This is a genomic window from Acinetobacter harbinensis (genome assembly GCF_000816495.1).
Lineage (GTDB): Bacteria > Pseudomonadota > Gammaproteobacteria > Pseudomonadales > Moraxellaceae > Acinetobacter > Acinetobacter harbinensis.
The window spans coordinates 2,396,760-2,422,501 of sequence record NZ_JXBK01000001.1; the positions used below are offsets into that span (position 1 = coordinate 2,396,760).

The 25,742-nt window shown below is 40.5% G+C and carries 20 protein-coding genes; 9 read left to right on the plus strand and 11 right to left on the minus strand.

What is annotated here, in order from left to right:
• Nucleotides 1-67: 67 nt before the first annotated feature.
• Nucleotides 68-1,264, minus strand: coding sequence for a peptide antibiotic transporter SbmA (gene sbmA, locus SE27_RS11160; protein ID WP_039623429.1), 1,197 nt, complete (start codon nt 1,262-1,264; stop codon nt 68-70).
• Nucleotides 1,265-1,813: 549 nt separating this feature from the next.
• Here sbmA and SE27_RS11165 point away from each other — a divergent pair.
• Entirely contained in the window at nt 1,814-2,008 is a 195-nt protein-coding gene (locus SE27_RS11165) for a hypothetical protein (protein ID WP_039623432.1), read from the plus strand.
• Between the two features lie 154 nt (nt 2,009-2,162).
• Here the strand turns inward: SE27_RS11165 and SE27_RS11170 are convergent, their stop codons facing one another.
• Nucleotides 2,163-2,990, minus strand: coding sequence for a hypothetical protein (locus SE27_RS11170; protein ID WP_227504639.1), 828 nt, complete (start codon nt 2,988-2,990; stop codon nt 2,163-2,165).
• 156 nt (nt 2,991-3,146) lie between these two features.
• Between SE27_RS11170 and metG the strand changes: the two genes are divergently transcribed.
• The 3 genes from metG (at nt 3,147) to SE27_RS11185 (ending at nt 7,969) form a co-directional block, all read left to right on the plus strand.
• Complete coding sequence (gene metG, locus SE27_RS11175; RefSeq protein ID WP_039623436.1) at nt 3,147-5,207, plus strand: methionine--tRNA ligase; 2,061 nt, start codon at nt 3,147-3,149, stop codon at nt 5,205-5,207.
• Between the two features lie 63 nt (nt 5,208-5,270).
• Nucleotides 5,271-6,770, plus strand: a complete 1,500-nt coding sequence (locus SE27_RS11180; protein WP_039623437.1) for a P-loop ATPase, Sll1717 family — start codon at nt 5,271-5,273, stop codon at nt 6,768-6,770.
• Nucleotides 6,771-7,000: 230 nt separating this feature from the next.
• Entirely contained in the window at nt 7,001-7,969 is a 969-nt protein-coding gene (locus SE27_RS11185) for an MBL fold metallo-hydrolase (RefSeq protein WP_039623439.1), read from the plus strand.
• A 201-nt stretch (nt 7,970-8,170) separates the two neighbouring features.
• Here SE27_RS11185 and ovoA read toward each other — a convergent pair whose 3' ends face one another.
• A complete protein-coding gene (gene ovoA, locus SE27_RS11190) occupies nt 8,171-10,318 on the minus strand; it encodes a 5-histidylcysteine sulfoxide synthase (RefSeq protein ID WP_081406897.1) in 2,148 nt (715 codons plus the stop codon).
• Nucleotides 10,319-10,662: 344 nt separating this feature from the next.
• On the opposite strand from ovoA, the gene SE27_RS11195 reads away from it, so the two are divergent.
• Together SE27_RS11195 and SE27_RS11200 are read left to right on the plus strand one after the other, a co-directional pair.
• Nucleotides 10,663-11,913, plus strand: coding sequence for an exonuclease SbcCD subunit D (locus tag SE27_RS11195; protein WP_039623441.1), 1,251 nt, complete (start codon nt 10,663-10,665; stop codon nt 11,911-11,913).
• 9 nt (nt 11,914-11,922) lie between these two features.
• Entirely contained in the window at nt 11,923-15,519 is a 3,597-nt protein-coding gene (locus SE27_RS11200; protein ID WP_039623442.1) for an AAA family ATPase, read from the plus strand.
• 45 nt (nt 15,520-15,564) lie between these two features.
• On the opposite strand, the gene SE27_RS11205 is transcribed toward SE27_RS11200, so the two are convergent.
• The gene (locus SE27_RS11205; RefSeq protein ID WP_039623443.1) at nt 15,565-16,257 is read right to left on the minus strand and encodes a YggS family pyridoxal phosphate-dependent enzyme; all 693 of its coding nucleotides are present in this window, start codon (nt 16,255-16,257) and stop codon (nt 15,565-15,567) included.
• 124 nt (nt 16,258-16,381) lie between these two features.
• On the opposite strand from SE27_RS11205, the gene SE27_RS11210 reads away from it, so the two are divergent.
• A complete protein-coding gene (locus SE27_RS11210; protein WP_039623445.1) occupies nt 16,382-17,419 on the plus strand; it encodes a type IV pilus twitching motility protein PilT in 1,038 nt (345 codons plus the stop codon).
• A gap of 25 nt (nt 17,420-17,444) precedes the next feature.
• Nucleotides 17,445-18,566, plus strand: coding sequence for a PilT/PilU family type 4a pilus ATPase (locus SE27_RS11215; protein WP_039623447.1), 1,122 nt, complete (start codon nt 17,445-17,447; stop codon nt 18,564-18,566).
• Nucleotides 18,567-18,633: 67 nt separating this feature from the next.
• On the opposite strand, the gene fur is transcribed toward SE27_RS11215, so the two are convergent.
• Nucleotides 18,634-19,071, minus strand: coding sequence for a ferric iron uptake transcriptional regulator (fur, locus tag SE27_RS11220; protein WP_039623448.1), 438 nt, complete (start codon nt 19,069-19,071; stop codon nt 18,634-18,636).
• A 112-nt stretch (nt 19,072-19,183) separates the two neighbouring features.
• Between fur and SE27_RS11225 the strand changes: the two genes are divergently transcribed.
• The gene (locus SE27_RS11225) at nt 19,184-19,582 is read left to right on the plus strand and encodes an outer membrane protein assembly factor BamE (protein WP_039623450.1); all 399 of its coding nucleotides are present in this window, start codon (nt 19,184-19,186) and stop codon (nt 19,580-19,582) included.
• A 55-nt stretch (nt 19,583-19,637) separates the two neighbouring features.
• Here SE27_RS11225 and SE27_RS11230 read toward each other — a convergent pair whose 3' ends face one another.
• The 6 genes from SE27_RS11230 to SE27_RS11255 all read right to left on the minus strand — a co-directional run bounded on the left by SE27_RS11230 (nt 19,638) and on the right by SE27_RS11255 (nt 25,477).
• On the minus strand, nt 19,638-19,952 hold the full coding sequence (locus SE27_RS11230) for an RnfH family protein (protein WP_039623452.1): 315 nt from the start codon (nt 19,950-19,952) through the stop codon (nt 19,638-19,640).
• Nucleotides 19,952-21,034: a membrane protein gene (locus tag SE27_RS11235; RefSeq protein ID WP_039623454.1), complete on the minus strand. Its 1,083-nt coding sequence runs from the start codon at nt 21,032-21,034 to the stop codon at nt 19,952-19,954. The genes SE27_RS11230 and SE27_RS11235 overlap by 1 nt, the downstream gene beginning before the upstream one ends.
• Before the next feature lie 138 nt (nt 21,035-21,172).
• Nucleotides 21,173-21,628, minus strand: coding sequence for a bacteriohemerythrin (locus SE27_RS11240; protein WP_039623456.1), 456 nt, complete (start codon nt 21,626-21,628; stop codon nt 21,173-21,175).
• A 446-nt stretch (nt 21,629-22,074) separates the two neighbouring features.
• Nucleotides 22,075-22,923, minus strand: coding sequence for a class II glutamine amidotransferase (locus SE27_RS11245; RefSeq protein WP_039623458.1), 849 nt, complete (start codon nt 22,921-22,923; stop codon nt 22,075-22,077).
• A gap of 216 nt (nt 22,924-23,139) precedes the next feature.
• Complete coding sequence (gene argB, locus SE27_RS11250) at nt 23,140-24,042, minus strand: acetylglutamate kinase (RefSeq protein WP_039623460.1); 903 nt, start codon at nt 24,040-24,042, stop codon at nt 23,140-23,142.
• 13 nt (nt 24,043-24,055) lie between these two features.
• A complete protein-coding gene (locus tag SE27_RS11255; protein WP_039623463.1) occupies nt 24,056-25,477 on the minus strand; it encodes a phosphomannomutase/phosphoglucomutase in 1,422 nt (473 codons plus the stop codon).
• Between the last annotated feature and the right edge of the window lie 265 nt (nt 25,478-25,742).

A 25,742-nucleotide genomic window follows, 5' to 3' on the forward strand; every position in this document is an offset into this window, starting at 1 on the left:
GTGCTGCGAGCACATAAAAAATGCAATAAAAAAAACCCGCATATTGCGGGTTCAATATCAGCTTAGTTTATTTATTTAAAGTCGATTCAAAAGCTCTTAAACGCTTGTAGATTGACAATAATTCAATAATGGTCGGCCATGATTCAATCAAATACTGAAAAGATTCACGTACCTTGCCAAAGACATTCAGGATTTGCATCATCAAGCCCAAGGTAATCGTGCCTGCGGCAATACTCGGGAACAATACAAAAAGTCCGTAAATATTGTCCAATTGCATATACCAAATCCGCACCAAATTGAAATAAGCGTAGTGAAAATACAGACGGAAATAATTAAAGCGCACTTTACTAAACAGCTGTTTTAAGGTCAGCGGATCGGCGCGATCAGCATAATCTTCACCGTATACCAATTCTTTACGATATGCCGCTTCCACTTTCTGATTGTTAAATTCTAGTCCCGGTAGCTTGTAGCCGACCAACATTAAAATGACCGTGCCTAAAACTGCCCAGCCCACAGCCGCCCACACCAAAGCGTAGGGTATGCTGCCAATGATGGGTAACGACTTCACATGCGAAGAAAGTTGCAACAATACCGGTAAAAATGCCATAAGTGTCATTAAGGCTTGAATCAAACTCACGCCCAAACTTTCTGTGGTTTTGGCAAAACGCATAGTGTCTTCTTGAATACGCTGTGATGCGCCTTCAATATGGCGTAACTGTTCCCAATGTGCGGTGTAATAATCATTCATTGCAGTACGCCAGCGGAAAATATAATGGCTGACAAAGAATAGATTAAATACAGCAATGGTCACGTAGACCATGGCCACATATAAAAAAGTCATGGTTTCGCTATACAGTAAATTGACATCGCCACCGCCACTGCCCAGCATTTTCTGAATTAAGTCATAAAATGGGCTGTACCAAGCGTTGACCACCACATTGACTTGTACCGCAAACCAGATATTGAACAGAATAAAAGCAGAGCCCCAAACTGACCAGCCTTGCCACGGATTACTCGATTTAAAGCGCCAAAATACGGCAAAAATAACCGTTGAAATAAAGAACCAAGTATAAAACCATAAGAATGCCGGCGACCAAAAACGGCTCACGCCAATCACCAATTCAGTTTCATTATAGTGGGCTGCAAAACCCAGTATTGTGCCCCAACCACTGCCGCCGGAATACCACAGCGTAATATTGATCACAAACCAAACTAACAACGACAAAAAGAACCACTTGGGATTCGGAAAAAAAGATTTAAACATTACGTGTGGATATTCCTTTATTTTAGTTAGCAACCCAGCTTCAGCCAAACACAGTTTAGCTGAATCAATGCTACGGTCATTTGTATAATCTTTTCATCTTTGTAGCAACTTATTAACGCGTTGTGAAATATTTTTTATGCTCGATTTTACTGTTATAGCTCCCCAGCATCAAATTGGCTTTTTAAGACCTCCAATCGCGTTAAATATAAACACCTTCAACCCGCATCAAAATAGCCTTTTAACCTAGCGACTATCTATTCTTTGCAGCGCTTAAAATTGATCTAGCGCTTAAGTTAAGCTTTATAAATGAACTGAATATTAAAAATATTATTTTAATGTCTTGCATGCCAGTTGATGAAAAAAGCTGCATCTTAATACACTTTACAAATCGTAATAACTCTTCACTTTTCAAGTAAATATTGATGCTTCATAATAAATCTGAGCTGATTATTTTGATGCAAGTCACAATATATCTAAATTAAGTTAATGACTACCGAAAATTTGGTATGATCAACAGATATTTAAATCATATCTTGGGGAGAAAGCACCATGGAAAATTCTGTTATTGAGTTACTCAAGTCAGTGACACTAGAGAAGTCAAATTGTCCACCTTTGGTCTTTGAGCAAGGGACGCTGTTAAAAGTGGTCATGCATACACCCAATGGCTTATTGGTGGCAGATGATTCCGATTTTAATTTCATTATTTCAGCTCAAGATGAAAACAAAGTATGGCGTGAAATTTAAGCGATAAATTGGGTTAGAATTTTTATCTTCACTAAAAGAATAAATTTTTAAATTCTAACCTCAGTCCATCTTTATCTAATTCTTGAGTAATTATTCGCTGAATCTAAGTTCGAAAAATCGATTTCTCAGCGCATGTTTACAGTATTAAAAAGCCTTATTTTCTTAAGGTACTGATAAAACTGAGCACCGAGAACAACCATAAAAACAGCACAAAACTACGCTGCTGAGTAAAGTGACTGACATCTGTACCATGCAAAATATTATGTCGGCTCATGGTCACGGTGGAACTATTGTCCATTTTATAAGCTGCCAACTCTAAAAAATAAACATTCATTTCACAGGCAATTTTTACTTTATGCCACAGGCTCTTTATTTCATGACCTTTTAAACCTGGTACAATTTTATAGACATCCATAAACTTGGTTTGGTTTTGGATTAAGTAACCACGATCCAGCAAAACATCGGTTAGTAAACCTTCTAATTGTGCATATAAAAGCGGAACACAGCCAGCAAAGCATTGCATTTCATACAGCTTAAACGCCTCTTGAATGACCACACGGCGCTGTGCTTTATGATCGCCCATCTGTAGGGCATCAAAAGCTTCTAATAACTCTGCTTGAAAATATTCAGTCTTAACAACATCCAACAGATTAAAATCTGGCTGGCTTTCATGTTGCTGGATCAGCGTCCACAGATGGATTAAATTCAGCGCATCATTGGCCACTTTGGCATCGGTAGCTTGATTTAACTGCTCGGCCAATACCTCAAAATATGGTTCATTTTGTGCTAGATCTTTTAACTGGCCCAGTAAAAACTGATGTTCATCCGCAGCCATTGTATGTAGATATTGATGGGCTTCGGTCAAGATCGTTTTGCCCAGTTGTTTACCGTGCTGATGTTGGGGAATACGAGTAACTTCTCGTTCAAGATCTTCATTTTCAACATCATCAAAATATTCATTGCCCATGGACTTATCACTCATACACTATCGCTTAACGCAGTATTATCACTGTTATTGGCACGGCAATATATAAAAATCTCCTTTTGAAAAGAATTCAGCTATTCCCTTGTGCATCTATTGCCTATCTCATGTAAAATCATGGACCTTGCATTAGCGCTGAGAAAGAGAGTTATATCCGTGCGTAATATTTTAGTCACTAACGCCCTTCCATACGCCAATGGCCCGATTCATATGGGTCACTTACTTGGTTATATCCAAGCTGATATTTGGGTGCGTGCCATGCGTGCGATGGGACACGATGTGACTTATGTCTGCGCCGATGACGCTCACGGTACAGCCATTATGCTGCGCGCTGAAGCCAATGGCATCTCACCAGAACAACAAATTGCCAATGTGCAACAAGAACATATTCGTGACTTTGATGGTTTTGGCGTACATTTCGACCATTATGACTCAACCAATAGTATTGAAAACAAAGCCCGCGCCGAAGAGATTTATCTGAAAAATCGTGAAGCCGGTAACATTGCCGTACGTCCGGTCAATCAACTGTTCGATCCTGAAAAAGGCATGTTCTTATCTGATCGTTTCATTAAAGGCAGCTGCCCAAAATGTAAAGCTGAAGATCAATATGGCGATGCCTGTGAAGTCTGTGGCACTACCTATAATGCCATTGAACTGATTGATCCACGTTCAACCTTAAGCGGTGCAACGCCGATTGAAAAATCATCCGATCATTACTTCTTTAAACTCCCTAACTTTGCCGAATACCTGCAAAAATGGACGCGCGATGAAGGTCGCCTACCGGTGTCGATTGCCAACAAGTTAGATGAATGGTTTGAAAATGGCTTAAACGATTGGGATATTTCCCGTGATGCTCCGTATTTTGGTTTTGAAATTCCAGATGCACCGAATAAATATTTTTACGTTTGGGTCGACGCACCGATTGGTTATATGTCGAGTTTTGAAAACTATATTAAAGCCAAACGTCCAGATTTAGACTTTAATGAGTTTTGGAAAAAAGATTCTAAAAATGAGGTTTATCACTTCATTGGCAAGGACATTGTCTATTTTCATGCCTTGTTCTGGCCTGCGATGCTTGAAGGTGCAAACTACCGCACGCCATCGGGTTTATTCGTCAACGGTTTCTTGACGGTGAATGGTCAGAAGATGTCAAAATCGCGCGGCACTTTTATTAAAGCCGAAACCTATTTAGAGCATTTAAACCCTGAATATTTACGTTATTACTTTGCGTCTAAACTATCGGACAAAGTTGAAGATTCAGATTTAAACTTGGATGATTTTATTCAAAAAGTAAACTCGGATTTAGTCGGTAAAGTGGTCAACATTGCCAGTCGTTGTGCCAAATTCATCAATACCAAATTTGATAACCGATTATCTGCAACCTGTGCTGAGCCGGAATTGGTCAATAGCTTTATTGCTGCTGGCGACTCGATTGCCAAAGCCTATGAAGCACGTGAATTCTCGGCAGCCATTCGTGAAATTATGGCGCTGGCGGATAAAGCCAATCAATATATTGATGAGAAAAAGCCGTGGGCATTGGCAAAAATTGAAGGCCAAGAACAACAAGTACATGATGTGTGCTCGGTTGGGATTAACTTATTCCGTCAATTGGCGATTTATTTAGCGCCGGTGTTACCAACCTTAGCTGCACAAGTGCAAGACTTCTTAAAATTGGAAAGCTTTGATTTTGTATCAGCTCACACTGTTTTAGTGAATCATGAAATTGCACTATTCCAACCACTCATGCAACGGGTTGATCCAAAAGCAGTTGCAGCAATGGTTGATGCATCGAAAGATTCTTTGGCAGCTGCCGCTGAACCTGTGAAAGTTGAAAAGAAAAAAGATAAGAAAGTCTCACCTGTCAAAGTTGAACCGAAAGTCGGTGAAGCAGAGATTATTGGTATTGACGATTTTATCAAGGTCGATCTTCGCGTGGCACAGGTTTTAAATGCAGCCATCGTTGAAGGTTCGGATAAACTGCTTCAATTGACTTTAGATGTCGGTGAAGCTGAGCCACGTAATGTGTTTAGTGGCATTCGTGAGTTCTATAAGCTTGAAGACTTAACAGGCAAATTGGTGGTAATGGTGGCAAACCTTGCGCCACGTAAGATGCGTTTTGGTATTTCCAATGGTATGGTGCTGGCTGCCGGTAATGGTGAAGGTGTCTGGGTGATTTCACCTGAATCTGGCGCTAAAGCAGGCGATAAAGTGTCATAATTTAAAACATTTATTAAGCCCTGATTGATTTCAGGGCTTATTCTTTTTTAGAACATAAAGCTTATGACTACCTTTAGCGACTTTTTAAAAAATTTAAGATTAGATAAAAATCCGTTCGCCTTTTTCACAACAGAAAATGAATTGAAGCAATCAGTAGAGATTTTTACACCTGTAAATGATTATGAAAGTATTCTGTCTAATTTTTCATCCGACAACTCCTTAATCATTTTAGGTGATAGAGGTGCTGGAAAAACTGCCCTTTTAAAAAATTTAGAATCAAAAATTGATAGAAAAAAAATAATTTCAGTATCTATTACCGATTTTTCTGATTTACCACTAAATTTTGATTCAAAAGATTTTTATCAATTTTTAATCACAAAAATTTCTGTACAATTATTTTCTTCTCTAGCCAACGAAAAAACAAGAATAAATAAACTCGATCAAGAAGAAAAAATATTACTAAGCTACCTCCTTCAAAACTTCGTGCCCCAAATTTCAAAAGCATATTTAAGAGATCAAATTAAAACTATTCAAATTCCATGGTATAAATTAACTTACAAAAAATTTGAAAAATTTATCAGAGATATTTTTAATTATAGTGCTACTGCGGCAAACACACTCGTCGATGATTTTTTATCTAAACATTTTTCAGGACTTCCTCCAATCACTGAAAATATCAAAATTAAAGAATACTTCCCTGAACTAGATATAAATTTCGAAGAAAATTTTTTAGACCAAGATATATCTTATTTTCTTATTGAAAGAATTTTAAAAATCATAGAAAAATTACAGTATAGTAAAGTAATAGTACTAATTGACCGAATCGATGAAGATCAACGATTTGAAAATGATGCTGAGTTAATTGCAAACTATACTAAATTAATCTTAACTGACGAAAAATTACTGCTAACACCAAAATTACAGATTATTTTTACAAGTTGGACAACTCCATTTAATTTTATTAAGCAATATGTACGAACTCAGAAACATAGTTTTACAGTTATTGATTGGTCAAATCGAGACTTGGAAAATGTTATAAACAATCGGCTAAAAGCTTTTTCTGAAAACAAAGTTTCTAATTATAAGGAACTATTTACAGCTGATGTTATCGACGATGATATTAACCAAATTTTAAAATTAGCAAATTCTACTCCTCGTGATCTTTGGCATATTTTCTCTAATTTATTAAGAATTCAATATGATAAAGACTCTCTTAGCAATAAAATTGAAAAAAACTCTATTAGCTTTTCTTTAAATAGATTTATTAAAAATTTCAATTACTTTGAGTACTATCCCAAAAAAACGAATGCTCGTTCTAATTCTATGGATATTTTTTCATATATAGATTTGCTACTTAAATTAGATGGTAATACTTTTAATGCTAAACAATTAAAAGAAAAAAACCAGCTACAACATTCGACAGCTCAAAGCTATATATCTAGTATGGAAAAAATGGGCTTAATCAGTTTGAGTAATCCAGATAGTGGTTCTGCTCAATATATAATTAGAGATCCTAAAATTTCATATGCTCGTGAAAAAGGGATTAAAATTTATCGTAATTAAAATCACATGATCTGCGACATGGATATCACTCGTTCGTTAGGAGCACAACGATGTGCCCCTAGCAAACGAAGAGATTTTATTACTTTTTCTCAGTCATAAATAAAACATAACTACACGTAAACACTATAGATCTTCACCAGATTAGAGGTTTTTACTTTTAAAAACTCAAGAATTTAAAATTATACTTATTTATGCTAAAAATAACTCACCCTTACCCAATTAGAATAGCCATGAAAAAAATCACTCAATCTATTTTACTCAGCGCGATTGCATTAAGCACTCTGCCGCTGATGACCCACGCAAAAAGCGTAACTCAGCCTGCAATTGCCCAGCAAAAACAAGTGGCGGGCTTTTATCAACATCAAATGGGCAATGTACAAATTACTGCATTACTTGATGGCACCAACTTCATGTCGCCAGATATGTTTAAAGATATTTCAAAACAACAAGTGCAGCAAATTTTAAAGAAATATCATGCGGCGCAAAGCAAAGGGATTCAAACCTCGATTAATGCTTTTTTAGTCAATACAGGCAGCTCACTGGTTTTGGTGGATAGTGGTGCAGCCAGTTGCTTTGGTGCGCATTTGGGCTCTATTTTAAAAAACTTAACTGCAGCGGGTTATCAGGCTGAACAAGTCGATACCATTTTATTGACCCACTTGCATCCCGATCATGTCTGCGGCATTAGCAATAACGGTGTGGCCAATTTCCCCAATGCCACCGTGTATGTCTCTCAAGATGAGGCAAACTACTGGTTAAACCCTAAGCAAAGCCAAGTTAAACCAAAAGATTACACACAAACCGTCGCTATGATTAAAAAAGCCATCGCGCCCTATCAAGCGAGCAATCAATTTAAAACCTTTAAATTGGGCGATCGAATTCAAGGGTTTAAGGTCATCAATACCTCAGGTCATACGCCAGGACATTATAGTTATCGTTTAAACACGCAGGATGGCAATGTGGTCTTTATTGGCGATATTGTGCATTCCCATACCGTCCAGTTCGATCAGCCTAAAACCGCCATTGAATATGATATTGATCCTAAAAAAGCCGTACAAACGCGCCTTAAGCAATTTGCAGGTTATGCCAAAAATGGTGACACCATCGCCGCACCGCACTTGCCTTTTCCGGGTATTGGTCATATTTACTCAGCCGATGGTAAGAGCTATCAATGGCTACCTGTCTCTTTTAAAGATTAAGCAATAGCCACTCATTTTAAGCAGATAAAAAAACGCGAAGCAGGCTGAGTAATCAAACTCATCTTGCTGCGCGTCTAGATTAAGCATAAATTTCAGTTACTTTAAGTTTAAAAACAACCATTCAGACTGTGAACTTTTCACTTTTTTAAAAGCAATGCCCACTTAATCAATTCAATTCAATAGGCACGTGCTTGATCAGACTTAGTCTGTACGTTGCCACAAAGTCACTTGCGATAAAGTATGTTGAAAGCGTCGACTGGTTTCACGAATCACAAAAGGCACATCCAGCGGATCATTTAATAATTTAAAATCATCGGCCAAGATATTTTTTAATCCATCCAAGGTTTTAAAACTTTCGCCATCTTTTTTAAAGCCGCCCAGCCATTTTTCGCGTGGGGTAAATTCTTCTAACCATACATAAGGTGAGGCAATTAACACCACGCCACCCACTTTCAATAGATTTTTTAATGACAGTAAAAACGCCTGTGGATCACTTAAACGATCAATCAGATTCGCAGCCAAAATAAAATCAAAATCTTTGAAATTTTGTTTTAAATTACAAGCATCACCTTGGAAAAATTGCACTCGATCTTTAAACTCAAAAAAATCAAAGTCCTTTAAGTTGCAATCTTCATATAACACCAAACTGCCTTCATCGGGTAAGGTGTAACGCACGGAATGACCGTTTTGTAATTCAATACTGTGGCGAATAAAGCGCGTTGAATAATCAATTCCAGTCACAGCGTCAAAGTGACGTGCCAACTCAAAACTGGCGCGACCTGTAGCACAGCCAATATCTAAGGCTTTAGCCGTCGGTTTACCTGCCATTGCATTGACAGCAATCTGGACCAATTCGGCAGGGAAATTCGGTACTTCAAAACGTGGTTTACCATAGTGAAAGTCTAAATATTGCGCCACCGATTGATCAGTTTCATAGACCGAAGGATTGGATTCCACTTGATTGTCTGACATAACGTATCTAAACCCAGCGTGTTGGAAAAAATGCCGTCTAAAGGCATAGCGAGACGAAAATAGTGCTTCATTGCCAGATGAAATCCATGAACCACCTTTCATAATGTTGTGTTTTTCATCAAAGGTCGGCGCGGTGAAATCATCATAAATCGGATGTACTTCAAATTTTTCATACGGGAAAATTGCAGTTTCTGTCCATTGCCAGACATTGCCTTGCACATCATAAAATGCGCCATGTTGAAACTGATTGACTGGACTACTTGAAGCGGCATAACTGAGTTTAATATTGGCGGCATCTTGGACATCATCAACCTGCGCTAAACCCGAAAGCGCATACAGACGGTTCCATTCATCTTCAGTGGGCAGTCGAATCGTTTTACCCGTTTGCGCGCTTTTCCAATTACAAAAGGCTTTGGCTTCGTGATAATTCACTTCCACAGGCCAATCCCACGGCAGTGGGACTTCTTCGGTCATTAAGCGTAAGTACCATGTTCCAGATTGATTGATCCAAAATACCGGATGTTCCGCTTGAGTAAAGGCCAACCATGCTTGACCTTCACTTTCCCAATATTCTGGCTTTTTATAACCGTGTTGCAATACAAATGCTAAGAATTCTTGATTACTGACCAAATATTGTGATGCGGAAAAAGCGCCAATGTTCTTTTCATGGTGACCATATTCATTGTCCCAACCGTATAGCGCATCTTGTTTAGTTTTATGTGTGCTTACCACCCCTTGCGCAACCTCAATCAATTGATTGGTCGGTGCAGTGCCTGAGCTAAGATGTGGTAACCAATGCGGACTCGATTGCACATATTTTAAAGCATGCTGTCGAATCAGCACCGAGGAGGTTTCTAAATGAATGTGTTCATGCTCAATGCCCATGATAATTGCCCACCACGGATTGTGCCAATCAATCGGCAGAGTTAACGGCGCATGATCAATTAAATTGAGTACTAATCTTCGTACCTGATCGCGATAGGCTTTAACCTCAGCCACGCTTGGCCAAGCATAGTTGGTTTCATTTAAATCATCCCAACCCATTTCATCAACCCCGACCGCGAAAATAGATTCTATTTTTTCATTGACGCGGTGATCGATCATTTTGGTGAGCAGTAATTTATTGATAAAGAAAGTTGCAGTATGACCATAATAGAAAATTAACGGATGTCTCAGTGCAATCGGCTTAATATAAAAAGCCTCTTCACAGGTTAAACATTCAAATATTGACTCATAGGTGTCATAAGTATCCATAAAATACTGACGTAGAATCTGCCGCATGCTTGCTTCATCATGCATTCTCAGATTTGGCGTGGTTCGAGATCGCGCTATCGTTTTATCATCCTGAGTAAAATCATCTATACCACTACCTGTCATTGCCTTTAAACATTGAGATTGATTCAATAGTGGATCCTTAAAAATAAAAATCTGGTTCTAATCTACAATACATTCAGTCTAAATATTATTCAATCCACGAATGTATCCATCTATGGCTAGATTTTTCTGGCTGATGCTGGCATGGCTGTACTTTTTCTCTTGGCCATGGTTAAAAAGTTTTCACGCCTCTCCTATTATGCTTTACCATCGCTAGGCAGATCTGATCTGAGGGTGGTTATTGCCCCGATGATCTGTACATTTCATCGATTAAAAGGAATCTTTGCTTCATTCTGAATAATTTTTTTCAACATGTGTAAAATTATAATTTTGTTAGGATTTAAGCTATGGCTGTTCATTTTTTTCATACTTCAGATTGGCATTTAGGTCAGTTTTTTTATAACCATTCGCGCCAGTATGAACATGAACAGTTTTTAATGTGGTTACTTGAACAAATCAAACAAAAACAACCCAATGCCCTGCTGATTGCCGGTGATATTTTTGATGTGATTAATCCTGCATCAGCGGCGCAAAAGCAACTGTATCAATTTTTAGCCGATGCGCACGCACTTGCGCCGCATATGCAAACCTTAATGATTGCCGGCAATCACGATTCAGGTTATCGCATTGAACAAGTGGAACCTTTACTGCAAAAATACAATGCCCGAACGGTGGGTGTGGTGCGCTGGAAAGAAGATAAAACTTTAGATTTAGATCGCTTATTGCTGCCCATTTATGACCGCGCGCAGCAGATTGTGGCGTGGTGTTTATGTCTGCCCTTTTTACGCAGCGCGGAAATCACTGGCTTTAATGACCACACCAGCAACAGTCAAAATGCGATTGCCTATTTACATCAGCAACTCATCAGCGAAGCCAAAGCACGTAAAACCGATGATCAAGCCCTGATTTTAATGTCACACGCGCATATGCAAGGCGGCGAAACCTCAGACTCAGAACGCCCCATTATTATTGGCAATGAGGAAGCCTTATCCACCACACTGTTTGATGAGGTGATTGACTATGTCGCACTGGGACATTTGCACAAACCACAAAAAGTCGGGCAAGCACATATGCGCTATAGCGGCTCACCTATTCCTTTGTCATTTAGTGAAATTAACTATAAACACCAAGTGCTTGACGTGCAGCTTGATCCGCTACAACCTGAAGATACGCGCTTTAGTTACACCGCACTGCCCGTTCCGCGCAGCATTGAATTGCACCGTATTAAGGGTGAATTGAATGAGGTGTTTGAGCAACTTAAAGCATTGCCTGAGGGTGAAATCAGTCATATTGATCAACGGGAATATATTGATATTGAATACTGTACCGATACTCCGCCACGACCAAATTTAAGACAACAATTTGAAGATCTGCTACCAAAAGCACGTTATCGCTTGGTGAAAATTTCACGCTACTACAAAAATAATCCGGCAGAAAATACCCCCCTAAAAGTTCAACTTGAACCGCCCACACCCGAAAAATTATTTGAAAAAATTTGGCTGCATAAAGGCTATGTACACGATGATGCCGTGTTTAAAGACTTTCAAAGTTTGGTGCATGAAGCGCAGCGTTCACTTGAAGATAAAAATACGATTTAAGGGTTTAGCATGAAAATTTTATCAATTCGTATAAAAAATCTGGCCTCTTTGGCGGGCGAACATTTTATTGATTTTGAAAGTGAACCTTTGGCCAATGCCGGTTTAATTGCCATTGTTGGTAAAACCGGTGCCGGCAAGTCGACAATTTTAGATGCCATGTGTTTGGCCTTGTTTAATCAAGTGCCACGCCTCAAAGGCAGTGACGGTAAATTAATTGATGTCGATGGCTCAGAATTACTCAGTAACTCACCTTTAACTGTACTGCGCCGCGGTACTGGGCACGGCTTTGCGGAGCTGTGTTTTGTGGCACAAGATCAAAAACATTATTTGGCGCGCTGGGAAATTAAACGTGCGCGTGAAAATGCTGCAGGCAAACTACAAAGCGTACAACGCTCGCTTAAATGTTTGACGGATGGCGTGGTGATTGCAGATAAAACCAAAGCGGTAGAGGCCAATATCCTTGCCATCACGCAACTGAGTTTTGAGCAATTTACCCGTGCTGTGTTGTTGGCACAATCTGAAGTCACGGCTTTTTTAAAAGCACGCGACAATGAACGCGGCGCTTTATTGGAATATTTAACCAACTCCAATATTTTTGCCAAAATTGGGGAAATGGCCTATGAAAAAACCAAAGCCATTGCCAATCAACGTAAAGAGCTGGAAAATGTTCTCGGCCATCTTGAGCTTTTATCCGATGAAGCGGTTGCAGCGTTAACGCAGCAACTGCAACAAAGCAATACGCAGTATGAAAAACTCAGCGCTGAACAAAAGATTTTCGAGAAACAACAGCAATGGTTTGAACAACAACATCGATTAGAAGCTGAGGTACAACAGCACACGCAACAGCTTCATCTACAACAACAGCAGTTTGAGCAACTGACACCTGAGCGCACTCAACTCAAGCAGCTTGAAACTTTTGCAGCGATTCGATCTAGCATCATTCAACAGCATAGAGCGCATGCTGAACTCTGTAGCGTACAAGTGCAGCTTCAAAATACGGAACAGCAATTTACGGTCAGTGAAGCCTCATATCAGGCCGAAGAAAAACAGTTTCAAGCCATTGATGCACAACTTAAAACCCAACAAGCATTTGAACAGACCCATCATCACGCCATTGAACAAGTCAGAAGCTGCATTCAAGAACGTGAATTTATCGGGCAGCAATTTAAAAAGACCCAACTCAAACAACAACAGCTCGAGCAAGAGCAACACCCCTTAGTACACCAACAAACGCAATTGCAGCGAGAGATCGAAAAGCTCAAAAATCAACAACAGCAGCACGCGGAACAGCTCCAGCAATCGACACATTTTTCAAGTTTAGATGATGGATTATCGACACATTTAACCCAGCTACAGCGTTTTATTCAGCACTATCAAAATTTTGAACAGCAGTTTGGCAATGTTCACTCTGCAACCCTCGCTTTAGCTGAAAAACAGCAACAACTTACTATCCTGCAACAGCAATTTGGCCATCACGAGCAGATCAGCATCCAACTGAATGATCAGCGGCAAAGCCGTGAGCAAAAACTACAACAATTGCATGCACTCGGTTTGATTCAAAATCAAGTTAAACAGTTGCGGCACGTGCGTTTAGAACAGGAAAAAACTCAAGCGACTACGCATGAATTGAACCAAAAAATTGAACAGGCGACCCAACAGCAGCAGCACACCCAACAAAAATATCGAACGCAACAGCAACAGCGTGAAAACCTACAGCAGATGCTGCAACAACAACGTTTATTACATACAGAAAATGTCGAAAAGCTGCGTGAGCAATTAATTGATGGCGAAGCCTGCTTGGTGTGTGGCAGTACCCAACATCCCTTTAGACATGATCTTACTGCCCTCTCAGATGAGCTTTTCAACTTACAGGAACAGCAGCAACAACAGGCAATAAAGCTTGAAAAAGAATATTTTGAGGCATGGCAAGCAGCACAACAACTTTTGACCCAATACCGCAGCGCTTTGACACAAAACAGCCATCATTTAGATGCGTTAACGCTGCAAAGCGCGCAACTTGAAGCCCCACTGCAACAGGCTGCAGAGATGGCAAAAATTCCACTTGATGGCAACAGCACGCTTGAAAATATGCAGCAACCGCTGGTTCAATTGGCGCAAACCCTTCAACATGAAATTGAGCAACTTGATCACAGCTTAGAGCAACTTGATCAAGCACAAAAACAGCAGCATGCACAATCACAAGCCATCCAACAGATGCAACAACAGTTATCTGCCATCCAGCAGGCTGAACAGAATATTCAAGATTTGATTGATCTGTTATCAGCCGAGCAACAACAGGCTTGGACACTACAGACATCTGCAACTGCGACAGATATTGCACAGCAACTCTCGCAGCGCCTACAGCTGCTACAAACGACAGCGACCTTAAACCAACAACTCAATACGCAAGCGCAAGCCCTAAGCCAACTCGAACAAAATATTGCCTTTAAAAATACACAAATTAAAGCCACTGAAACAGAAAAGTCTGGCTTTGAGCGTCAAGGACAACAGAATACAGAATTAGCGCTACAGCTTATTTTTCAGATATCACAGCGACAGGTTGAAAAACCGCATGATTGGTTACAACAATATGATGAGCACAGAAAAAATCTGCACATTCAATTTAACCATATACGGCAAAATTTCGAGCAATCTCGTCAGCAGTTTGAACAGCAACAACGCCAGCGTGAGCAGCTTAAAATGCAACTCACACAGTTTGAAGTGCAACACACCACTGCAGCACTTGAGATTCAACAGTGGCTGAATCAGCATCATGATTTTAATGCTGCCTTGCTTGAGCAACTGCATCAAATTCCAAATGCACAGCAACAACAGATGCGCTTAACCCTTCAAACGGCTGAACGCTGTTTAAACGATGCACACGCTGCGTTAAAAACCATCCAACAGCAATGTCAACACCATGCAGCACAACAGCCCGCTATTGAATATGCGCAATTACATACGCAAATGGCCGGCCTGCTTGAAAATATCCAAAGCACCTTAGACAGGCGAGATCGATTCAAAGTCGACCTTGCACGACATCAAGACAATCTTGACAGACAAGCTAAATTTGCCGATCAAATTCAAGCGATTCAATTTGAGGAACATCGCTGGGGCAAAATTTCAGGCCTGATGGGCGATAAAGAAGGTAAAAAATTCCGCGATTATGCACAGCAATATAATTTAGATATTCTACTGGAACACGCCAATCAACAACTGGCGATGCTGTCACAGCGCTATACCTTAAAACGTCTGGAAAACTCGCTCAGTCTGGCCATTGTCGATCATGATATGGACGGTGAAACTCGTTCGGTGGCATCGCTTTCAGGTGGAGAGTCCTTTCTGACTGCGCTGGCCTTGTCATTGGCGATTGCCACTATGGCCTCAGGCTCAATGAAAATTGAATCGTTGTTTATTGATGAAGGTTTTGGAACTCTAGATGCATCGTCTTTACACATGGTGATGAATGCCTTGGATCAACTGCAAAGCCAAGGGCGTAAAGTGGTGTTAATCTCGCATATTCAAGAGATGCATGAACGCATTCCCGTGCAAATTCAAGTTCAACCTGTCGGTGCAGGTGCCAGTCGCATTCAAATTATCGGTTAAGCTGTGCTAAAAAAGGCTGTCGAGCAACAGCCTTGTTGTGTAAATTTAAGCTTTATCAGAATAAGCACGCGCACCAAACAATGCCGTACCCACGCGCACCATGCTTGAACCTGCGGCAATGGCATCGTTCAAGTCGCCCGACATGCCCATACTTAAGGTATCCCAATCTTCAGGATGTGCATGTACTGCTTTAACTGTCGCAAAAAGTTGCTTGGCATCCATAAAAGCTTGCGGATGATTCGGCGCAGGAATGACCATCAAACCGCGTAATTTTAGCTGGGGCAATAAACTGATCGCTTCAACCAAAGCAGCCACTTCTTCGGGCTGACAGCCATCTTTACTATCCTGATGATCAATATTGACCTGTAAACAAATATTCAACGGCGCTTGGGTGGCATCACGCTGAGCAGATAAGCGCTCGGCAATGATCAAACGATCAACACCCTGCACCCACGCGAACTTTTCTGCCAAATGCTTGGTTTTATTGCGCTGTACATGCCCAATAAAATGCCATTCAATTTCTAAATCATGTAATTTTTCAATTTTATCCAAGGCTTCTTGTAAATAATTCTCTGCAAATTGACGCTGTCCCGCTTGATACATTTCACGTAACGCTTCACTGGGCTGGGTCTTTGACACGGCCAATAACTGTACGCTGTCAGGGGCGCGCTGCGCATGCTGACAAACCTGTTCAATCTGCTGTAAAACTTGATTTCTGGACTGTGAAAGACTATTCATTGATCAGGTTCTCATTTCATTGATATTTTTTTTACGTGCCGTTTAAAGTAACTGTTGGTTAAGTTTTGCGAAAGCCGTATCATTCTAACAAAATAAATAACATTTATATGGTCTCGGGGAAATTATGGACATTACTGAACTTTTAGCCTTTTCGGCTAAAAATGGGGCATCTGACTTACACTTATCTGCGGGTATGCCACCACTCATCCGCGTTGATGGTGAAGTTCGTCGTATTAACTTACCAGCGTTAGAACATAAAGAAGTACACAAATTGGTGTATGACATTATGAATGACAAACAGCGCCGTGACTTTGAAGAAAAATTAGAAACTGACTTTTCTTTTGAAGTGCCCGGTGTCGCACGTTTTCGTGTCAATGCCTTTAACCAAAACCGCGGTGCGGGTGCAGTTTTTCGTACCATTCCTTCAAAAGTGCTGACCATTGAAGATTTGGGCATGGGGCAAATTTTTAAAGATATCTGTAACTTCCCGCGCGGTATTGTGTTGGTGACCGGCCCAACCGGTTCAGGTAAATCTACCACTTTGGCGGCCATGGTCGATTATATTAACGACAACCGTTATGACCACATTTTGACCGTAGAAGATCCGATCGAGTTTGTACACGAATCTAAAAAATGCTTGGTGAACCAACGTGAAGTACACCGTGACACACATGGTTTTAGTGAAGCATTGCGTTCAGCTTTACGTGAAGATCCCGACATTATTTTGGTTGGTGAGATGCGTGACTTAGAAACTATTCGTTTGGCTTTAACTGCGGCAGAAACCGGTCACTTGGTTTTTGGCACACTACACACCACCTCTGCGGCAAAAACTATTGACCGTGTGATTGACGTATTCCCCGCTGAAGAAAAAGACATGGTGCGTGCCATGTTGTCAGAATCGTTACAAGCGGTGATCTCTCAAACGTTATTGAAGAAAAATGGTGGCGGACGTGTGGCAGCGCATGAAATCATGATTGGTATTCCCGCCATTCGTAACCTGATCCGTGAAAATAAAGTGGCACAAATGTATTCAGCCATTCAAACCGGTGCCAACTATGGTATGACCACGCTGGATCAAAGCTTAAAAACCTTGGTATCCAAAGGCATTATCAGTCCACAGACAGCGCGTACCATGGCTAAACAACCAGAATCATTCCTATAAGTTTAGGTGGATTGAGAGGCTTATTATGGATTTTAATGATTTACTGAATTTAATGATTCAACAAAAGGCATCCGACTTATTTCTGACGGCCGATGTTGAACCTTCGATGAAAATTAATGGGCAAATTGTGCCGATTGCTAAAACCAAACTCAGTGGTGAAGTGGTTGGACAATTACTACATTCCATTACCAGTGAAAAGCAGCGCAAAGAATTTGCCGATACACGTGAATGTAACTTTGCCATCAGCAATCGTGATAAAACCGCGCGCTTTCGTGTCAGTGCATTTCAACAGCGCGATGAACCGGGTATGGTGCTGCGTCGGATTGAAACGGTTATTCCAACCATGGAAGAACTCAAGTTACCGCCAATTTTAAAAGAATTGGCGCTGACCAAACGTGGCATTATCATTTTTGTCGGGGCAACCGGTACGGGTAAATCGACCTCTTTGGCCTCAATTATTGGCTATCGTAATCACAATACTCAAGGTCATATTATTACCATTGAAGACCCGATTGAGTTTGTGCATCAACACGCCGGCTGTATTATTACCCAGCGTGAAGTAGGAATTGATACCGACTCTTTTGAAATTGCTTTGAAAAACACCTTACGTCAAGCACCCGATGTAATTCTGATTGGTGAGATTCGTTCACGCGAAACCATGGACTATGCCATTGCCTTTGCTGAAACCGGTCACTTGGTGTTTGCCACCTTACACGCCAACAACGCCAACCAAGCCATTGACCGGATTATTCACTTCTTTGATGCAGACCGTCATAATCAATTGTTTATGGATCTATCTTTAAACTTAAGAGCGATTGTGGCACAGCAATTGATTCTCACGGTTGATGGTAATTCACGCCGCGCCGCGATTGAGATTTTGGTGAATTCACCGTTAATTTCTGATCTGATCCGTAAAGGTGAAGTTCATGAAATTAAAGATTTAATGAAACGTTCACGTGAGTTGGGCATGCAAACCTTTGACCAAGCCTTGTTTGATCTGTATAAAGCCAAACAAATTACCTATAAAGATGCGCTTAAACATGCAGACTCACCCAACGATTTACGTCTGCAAATTAAACTCTCTGAAGAAGGTGCTGAGCGTCTAATGCAGGCCAGCTCCAACATTACTTTCGATGGTCAAGCTTAAATATAAAATATAGATTTAAAAAAAACAGGCTTTTTAACAGCCTGTTTTTTTATGTGCATAGAGTCATTTATTTTTTACGTAACGCTTCTTGGCATTCAGCAGCATCACAGTAACCATACAGGTTTAAAGAATGGCCCGTTAGCGTAAAGCCATGTTGTTCAGCCACTTCATGTTGTTGATGCTCAATCACATCATTGATGAACTCAACCACTTTGCTGCAATTGTGGCAGACAATATGATCGTGATGATCTTCTTGCATAATTTCAAAAACAGAATGACTATTTTCAAAATGATGGCGCTGGATGATACCAGCGGCTTCAAACTGTGTTAACACGCGGTACACAGTTGCTAAACCGACATCTTCACCTTGTTCAAGTAAAGTTTTATAAATGTCTTCTGCGCTTAAATGATGTTGTCTCGAATTTTCTAATAATTCCAATATTTTAATTCGTGGAAGCGTAACTTTAAGTCCAGCTTTACGTAAATCTTGATTTGAAATAGCCATGTAAAAAAGTCTCTCAACAAATTTAAAGTTGGAATATGCAACAAACTTTAGATGAAGTATGATCTATCCGTAGATCAAATGCATCATAATTAATTTGGGATAGTGTAGCAAAATGCAAAAAATCATATTGACGTTACTTGTCACTTCACTGCTCGCAGGCTGTTCAACCTTGGGCGTTTATAAAGTTGATATTCCGCAAGGAACACCTCTAACTCAAGCGCAAGCTTCGAAAATTCAAGTGGGCATGAGTCATCAACAAGTTCGTTTTTTGCTCGGCAGTCCTACTGTTGCCGACCCAATGAATCCGTTACGTTGGGACTACATTTATAACTACCAACCGGGTACCTATGCTAAAAAAGCAAAAATACCTGCTGCACGTGGTCAACACTTAAAAATTTACTTCGATCAAAACGGGATTGTACAAAAAGTTGAAGGGCTCAAAAGTATTCCAGAGACGCAACCTGGTTTACCCGGATCTAAAGAAGCAATTTTAAACGCGCCCCCACTATAGCGGCTTTAAAATAAAAATAAACCCCTCAATGAGGGGTTTATTTTTATCGGTCACATTATTTGAAGCGATTGCCGCGGCAATAACGACCAACCGGATTTTCTGCTGCACGTTTACGCCGAATCTCTTTCGGATTAATGGTCAAAGCGCGATACACCTCAACCCGATCGCCTGCCTTTAACGGCTGATTGCTATTGGCTAGGCGTACACCAAAGATGCCCAAAGCCAGCGGTTCAGGCAACGTAACCTGCATACGAAGGCCACTTTGCTCAATGGCATCAAGCGCTGTCATGCCCATCTGAAAAGGCAGGGCAATATGAAATTGCTGCGTGGGTGTGGCATATGCCACCCAAACCTGTGCTATTTCAGTCATTAGATCAATTGTCCAAGGATGGCAACAATAGCCATCACAATTGACAGCGGTAACACCACACGAACAGCAATACGCCACAGGTTATAAAACAATTCATTGCTAAAATTCATCGCTTTACGCAGATGACTGATTTTCATAATCCAACCAGCAAAAATTGCGTAAATTAAGCAAATGATCAAACCCCAAACCATCAATACCGCATTAAAGAGTGTACTCACAGCCGGAATAAGCCACAGCAATAGAGCAAGCAAAATAATCAGCCATTGCACGGCAAGATTAATCTGACGCTGCGCAAGTTGCTCACGCGCCAAATTGAGTAAGAGTGCACAGCTACTTAGTACGGCCACAATCAAAGCAAAACTAGAAATTTGTGTATTGCTGGCAAAAAAAGCAAATGCGATCACCGCCAATAACTGCGCTATCCAAATCGGTAATACGGTCTGAGTGGCCGAAGCGGAGGATTGAGATGTCGTGACGCTGGTTTGCCAATATAGCCCCATACCTAAACCACTGGCCACCAAGGCCAACACTGTCGCACTGCCCCATTCACTGAATTCAATTGCAGTGACGTGCCAAGCGGGTAATGCCGTGCCCATGACATTGGCCAGAATAAGCGCGGCAAAGACCCCAACCACACTCAACAGCACAATTATTTTTCTTGGCACAAATGAAAATGCAACAGCAACAATCAGCAGGGCCATAAACACCCAACTTGGTGCAATTGTTGCTGCGGTAAAATGCGTCAACAGCTGACTGGCATTTGCCAACATGCCGCCGGCTAAAAAAGGAATGAAAAGCACGGCCAACCAACCGACCAAGCGCCATCTTTGCGAGGCATCGGCATCACGGGTTAAATTGGATAATGCATTTAACGCTGTGCCTTTAGAGCGTTTGGCCAAGGCAATTTCTAGATAACAAATGGGTAAGGCCAAAATGACCATGGTTGCAAGCCATAACAACCAAAAATCCAGTTGACGATCTACCTGAATACCGACCATCGGTGCTAAAGTGGCAATGATGGTAAAAGATAAACAAAATGCCATCAGCGGCGATAACCATCGTGACAAAGCATTGTCTTGCATGATGTATTCCTACAAAAAGTCTTGCACTATTTTGCCTTCGTGATGAAGGAAAATCAAAAAGAAAAAGCAAACCCTCATAGTGAAGGTTTGCAGCGCAAGACTATTATGACTTTTAATTGTTATGGCGTAGCTTATTTTTTATGAAAAGAAACGAGCAAACCAGTTTTTACCGGTTTTTTTCTCTTTTTCCTTAATGATTCCCATCATATTTTCTTTAACCGCACCCACATAGTCGGCATCATCGTGTTGAATATGATTAATCAGCCACTTGGCCAACACTTCATTTAATTCGCCTTCAATGGCATGCCCCATTGCAAAGCGATCACGATAAGACTCAATTTTTTTAATAAATAAATCATGTACACGCTTATGCGGAACGCGGTATTTATAGCCGGCTTCTTCTTGTAATGATTCTTCAAAAGTAAAATGTGATTGGGTATAATCAATAATATTTTCAAGAATTTGTTTGACACGATCACGTCCTGTGTCATCCACAATATCATCAATTTCATTAATATAATCTAAAATTCTCTTGTGCTGATCATCAATCACATCGATACCCGTATTATATTCCGGAATCCACTTCATTTTCATTATCAGTACCTATAAGATATACATGAACAATCACATGAACGAATAATATATCAATTTGTATCAAATAAAAATCAACTAAAATGGTTGGTTTTAGATTAAAACAATAATATTAAAAAAAACCATTGATTTAAAAGGCTTTAATAATTAATCTTGATCAAAAGAATACAGTATTTTTTAACCAATATAATAAGGTTTAAATAATCATATTGTAGATAAAATTAATCTCAGCACTCTATTTAAAAAACAAAATGATAGATATAGCTATTGTTTTTTAAAAATCAGATTATCTTTTTCTTATAATAAAAAATATAATCAACTTTAATTAGATAAAAAAACTCAACCGATAAAGTAAGCCGAATCTGATTAAAATCAAAAAATTCAATCAATAAAAAGTTAATCTGTTGTTTATATATCTGCCAAATGAGTATATTTAAAATTTTAACTGATTAATATTGATCCGCTGCTGTTGTTCTTTTTAGTGCAGGATTTAAGCGTTCACGCTCAAGTCGCTCGACACGGGTGAGTTGGCTACGCGTTGGTCGACCGTGTTGAAATAAGATCATTTCACCGGGTATAAAAGTCGTCCACTGCTCATTGTTGGTTAAAGGTTCTGTGGTAATCACGGCCACACGGTCCTCTGCTGTGGTGAGTTGGCTAAAATCGACCTCCACATCCAAATCAATCAATTTCGCAGGTTTAAACGGATATTCACGCACCAACCAATGCAATTGGGTAGTGGCATAGGCAAATAAAGCCTGACCATTGGATAAGCAAAAGTTTAATGTGCCATGTTCGGCAATTTTAGGCGACACTTCCGCCAATAAGCTAAAAATTTGCTCCAGTTTCGGTTCATGATAAGCAAATTTTTGTACCAATTGATCAAGCAAGAAACAAAAAGCGCGCTCACTGTCGGTATTGCCAATTGGTGTGAAACGTCCAGACAAGGTCGGATTAAAGTCATGCAAATCACCATTATGGGCAAAAATCCACTGACGTCCCCACAGTTCACGACTAAAAGGATGAGCATTTTCCAAGCTAATTTTGCCTTGCGTGGCTTTACGAATATGAGCAATTACATTGCGCGATTTAATCGGATAATTACGCACAAATTCAGCAATTGGCGACTCAACTGCCGATTGATTGTCGACAAATAAACGACAGGCTTTATCCTCAAAAAAGGCAATGCCAAAGCCATCACAATGGTCAGAGGTAATTCCAGCGCGCTGCGAAAAACCGCGAAATGAGAAAGTTACATCTGTAGGCGTTGCACAGTTCATTCCGAGCAATTGACACATAGTGGTCAGCAAACCGTAAAGAAAGAGTTTTTGTATTCTGCATGACTGGAACGAGGCTTGCAAATCTGAATGAGCGCGATGGATTGCACTTTTTATGATTTATCTAACAGTGACTATCAATAGGTGCTAAAGCCTTGTTGCACTGCGGCAAAGTGAATTGATTTAAATGCAGCGTATAAAAAAGCCTCACGAGGAGGCTTTTTTTAATTTGATCTGTTATAGCGTTTTGCTGCGATTGGTAATTAACGTACCCACGCCATGATCGGTAAAAATCTCTAACAAAGTGGCATGCGGTACACGGCCATCGACAATATGCGCACTGACTACACCGCCTTTAACCGCATCTAGTGCGCAGCCCACTTTTGGAATCATACCGCCATAAATCACGCCAGTTTCAATCAAACGATCGACTTCTTGCGTGGTTAAACCGGTGAGCAAGTTTTTATTTTCATCTAAAACACCGCTAATATTGGTCAGCAAAATTAACTTTTCTGCACCCAATGCTTCTGCTACTTTACCGGCGACTAAATCGGCATTAATGTTGTAGGTATTGCCTTCATCATCGACGCCTAAAGGCGCAATTACCGGAATGAAATCGCTTTGCGTAAACATTTCCAGTACGTCAATTTTAACACCGATGACTTTACCCACTAAACCTAAGTCAATGTGTTGCACACTGCCATCTTCAGCAGTTTTTTCCATCAGTAATTTTTCTGCGCGCAGTAAATTACCATCTTTACCGGTTAAGCCAATGGCCCGACCGCCATGTTGATTAATCAGATTCACGATTGATTTATTGACGCTGCCGCCCAACACCATCTCAACCACTTCCATGGTCGCGGCATCGGTGACACGCATACCATCAATCCGCTCTGACTCACGGCCGAGCTGCTTTAAGAATGAGTCGACTTGTGGACCACCGCCATGCACCACAATCGGGTTTAAACCGACGGTTTTTAATAAAACAATATCGCGTGCAAAGGAGCTTTCTAACTCCGGATCGGTCATTGCGTTGCCACCATATTTCACTACTAGCGTCTTGCCGGCAAAACGTTGAATGTACGGCAAAGCTTCTGTCAAAATTTGCGCTTTGTCGATGCCAGTATGTTGATGTGGCATTCGCCTCTCCTTATTAAGCATCTAAAATGTCTTGTGCGATTTTAGGATATCGATCACGTAACATGGAAACAAATGTATCTCGAATCGCGTTTAATCTCAGTGGATTGTCCGCATCAAAACGCACAGTAAAATATTCACCGGTATTCGATGCGCGAATAATGCCAAATCCATCGGTAAAATCAAGTCGTACGCCGTCAATTTTACTTAATTGCGCTTTAAAAGCATCACTTTTACTTTCAATGTCCTGTAATACCGCAGTCGGTTGCTCATTATGGGTACTAATATAAATATCTTCGGTACAACTACGCTCAGGATAAGCCTGTAACAACTCAGATAAGGTTAAATCGGGTTGTTGGCTCAAATACTCCAGTACACGTAATGCTGCATATAAACCATCATCGTAACCAAAACCGCGGCCATCATTAAACACATAATGTCCGGCATACTCTCCACCAAAAACTGCTTTACCGTTAGATCGCGACATATGACGGCGTAAAAAAGAACTTCCAGTCCGAATCATGGTCGGCTGCCCGCCTAAATTTCGCACTGTATTACGCACCATGGTCGAGCATTTAACATCAAACACCACTTCATGTGCCGGATGGGTGGTTAAACACATCTCTGCAAATAACGACAGCAAACGATCGGCTGAAATAATATTGGCATGTTCATCAATTAACACCACCCGATCACCGTCACCATCTAATGCGATGCCAAGATCGGCATGCTGTTCAAGCACGGTTTTTCTCAGTTCAAGTAAATGCTTTTTTTGTGATGGATCAGGCGCATGTGCCGGAAAATGTCCATCGGCATCACAGCGAATTGGGATAAGCTCACAATCTAGTTTTTGTAGCACCAAGGCTGCGCATTGACCGGCGGAACCATTTAAACCATCCAGTGCCACCTTAAAGCGACGTTTAAGCTGAATATCATCTAACAAAGCCTGCTGATACTGCAAACAATACTGTAGCAGCACTTCATGCGTACACGGCGCAATGCTTATTTTCTCTACAGGATTAAAGACTGCTTTTGCCGTCGATGCAACCTGTTGAATCATATCGGGACAAGGCGGCTCACCTTGCATAATCCATTTTAGTCCATTGTCTGTTTTTGGATTATGACTGGCCGTAAGCATAATGCCATTGCCATCAAAACTGCGGGCAATAAAATACAAAACCGGTGTGGCGCAGCAGCCAATTATGGTGGCTTGGAGCCCTTTTTCTTGACACACTTGTCGGATGATTTCCGCATACGCGGGACTGGTGAGACGCGCATCATAACCAATTGCAAGCTGGGTTTGCCCAGCAGCTTGATACTGAGCCACCAGTGCATAACCAATGGCTTTGACCAATGGCGCAGTCAATAAGGAAACTTCACCGCGAATATCATAAGCACGAAAGATGTGTGAGGGAAATTTATTATTCTGATTTGTCATGATGGCGTGTTCTGCTTAAGAGGTAGCCAGTAATCCATAATAGTAAAATTATGGGCATACTTTATTCGATCAAAACGTTTAGATCTGAGTATTACCGGCGCGAAGCTGAATATTTTAAATCTATTCGCTATTTTCAATCAATATCCCAATAAATCATTAAAAAAAATTATAAAAGATTGCGCTTCATCAAAAAGCCTAAACACTAAAATAATAACTGCATATTTAAAATATTTATTATTATAAAATATATATTTAACCAATATCG

What these genes read in the sequence shown, in the direction of transcription:
- SE27_RS11245 (WP_039623458.1), bottom strand. Translation starts at nt 22,923, where the DNA reads ATGTGTCAATTGCTCGGAATGAACTGTGCAACGCCTACAGATGTAACT.
- SE27_RS11200 (WP_039623442.1), top strand. Translation starts at nt 11,923, where the DNA reads ATGAAAATTTTATCAATTCGTATAAAAAATCTGGCCTCTTTGGCGGGC.
- fur (WP_039623448.1), bottom strand. Translation starts at nt 19,071, where the DNA reads ATGGCTATTTCAAATCAAGATTTACGTAAAGCTGGACTTAAAGTTACG.
- SE27_RS11215 (WP_039623447.1), top strand. Translation starts at nt 17,445, where the DNA reads ATGGATTTTAATGATTTACTGAATTTAATGATTCAACAAAAGGCATCC.
- SE27_RS11255 (WP_039623463.1), bottom strand. Translation starts at nt 25,477, where the DNA reads ATGACAAATCAGAATAATAAATTTCCCTCACACATCTTTCGTGCTTAT.
- SE27_RS11185 (WP_039623439.1), top strand. Translation starts at nt 7,001, where the DNA reads ATGAAAAAAATCACTCAATCTATTTTACTCAGCGCGATTGCATTAAGC.
- SE27_RS11180 (WP_039623437.1), top strand. Translation starts at nt 5,271, where the DNA reads ATGACTACCTTTAGCGACTTTTTAAAAAATTTAAGATTAGATAAAAAT.
- SE27_RS11205 (WP_039623443.1), bottom strand. Translation starts at nt 16,257, where the DNA reads ATGAATAGTCTTTCACAGTCCAGAAATCAAGTTTTACAGCAGATTGAA.
- sbmA (WP_039623429.1), bottom strand. Translation starts at nt 1,264, where the DNA reads ATGTTTAAATCTTTTTTTCCGAATCCCAAGTGGTTCTTTTTGTCGTTG.
- SE27_RS11195 (WP_039623441.1), top strand. Translation starts at nt 10,663, where the DNA reads ATGGCTGTTCATTTTTTTCATACTTCAGATTGGCATTTAGGTCAGTTT.
- SE27_RS11210 (WP_039623445.1), top strand. Translation starts at nt 16,382, where the DNA reads ATGGACATTACTGAACTTTTAGCCTTTTCGGCTAAAAATGGGGCATCT.
- SE27_RS11165 (WP_039623432.1), top strand. Translation starts at nt 1,814, where the DNA reads ATGGAAAATTCTGTTATTGAGTTACTCAAGTCAGTGACACTAGAGAAG.
- SE27_RS11230 (WP_039623452.1), bottom strand. Translation starts at nt 19,952, where the DNA reads ATGACTGAAATAGCACAGGTTTGGGTGGCATATGCCACACCCACGCAG.
- SE27_RS11240 (WP_039623456.1), bottom strand. Translation starts at nt 21,628, where the DNA reads ATGAAAATGAAGTGGATTCCGGAATATAATACGGGTATCGATGTGATT.
- argB (WP_039623460.1), bottom strand. Translation starts at nt 24,042, where the DNA reads ATGCCACATCAACATACTGGCATCGACAAAGCGCAAATTTTGACAGAA.
- ovoA (WP_081406897.1), bottom strand. Translation starts at nt 10,318, where the DNA reads ATGACAGGTAGTGGTATAGATGATTTTACTCAGGATGATAAAACGATA.
- SE27_RS11170 (WP_227504639.1), bottom strand. Translation starts at nt 2,990, where the DNA reads ATGAGTGATAAGTCCATGGGCAATGAATATTTTGATGATGTTGAAAAT.
- SE27_RS11235 (WP_039623454.1), bottom strand. Translation starts at nt 21,034, where the DNA reads ATGCAAGACAATGCTTTGTCACGATGGTTATCGCCGCTGATGGCATTT.
- SE27_RS11225 (WP_039623450.1), top strand. Translation starts at nt 19,184, where the DNA reads ATGCAAAAAATCATATTGACGTTACTTGTCACTTCACTGCTCGCAGGC.